1 protein-coding gene is annotated in these 675 nt (G+C 63.0%); it reads left to right on the forward strand.

Translation table 11 applies throughout. From position 1 onward, the window contains the following. Positions 1–105: 105 nt before the first annotated feature. Positions 106–675, forward strand: a 570-nt coding sequence (locus tag AC1DYI_RS37725; protein ID WP_477209163.1) for an aminotransferase class I/II-fold pyridoxal phosphate-dependent enzyme, incomplete at its 3' end; no start/stop codon positions are given.

Here is a 675-nt window from a genome sequence, read left to right on the forward strand (position 1 = left end):
AGGCTTGTTTACGATACTGCACGAAATTTCGATATATCGAACTTCGGAAAAAGCATCGAACATCGATTGTGCCCGAAGACGTCGCAACAGAAGGACTTTTCACCGATGGCCAGCACCGACAACTTCTACGCCCACCTGCGCACCGAGCTGGACGGCATCCGCGAAGCGGGCCTGTACAAGTCAGAGCGGATCATCGCCACGCCGCAGGGCGCGCACGTGCGCACCGCCGACGGCCGCGAGGTGATCAACCTGTGCGCCAACAACTACCTGGGGCTGTCCAGCCACCCGGCGGTCATCGAGGCCGCGCACGAGGCGCTGCGCACCCACGGCTACGGCCTCAGCTCGGTGCGCTTCATCTGCGGCACGCAAGACATCCACAAGACGCTGGAAGCCCGCATCGCCAAGTTCCTGGGCACCGAAGACGCGATCCTCTACGCCGCCGCGTTCGACGCCAACGGTGGCCTGTTCGAGCCGCTGCTGGGCGAGGCTGACGCGATCATCAGCGATGAGCTGAATCACGCCTCGATCATCGACGGCATCCGCCTCTGCAAAGCGCAGCGCTGGCGCTACAAGCACAACGACCTGGCCGACCTGGAGCGTTGCCTGAAGGAAGCCGAAGAGAAGGGCGCCCGCTTCAAGATGGTGTTCACCGACGGCGTGTTCTCGATGGACGGC

This window comes from Ideonella sp. P3_A4 (assembly GCF_056403075.1).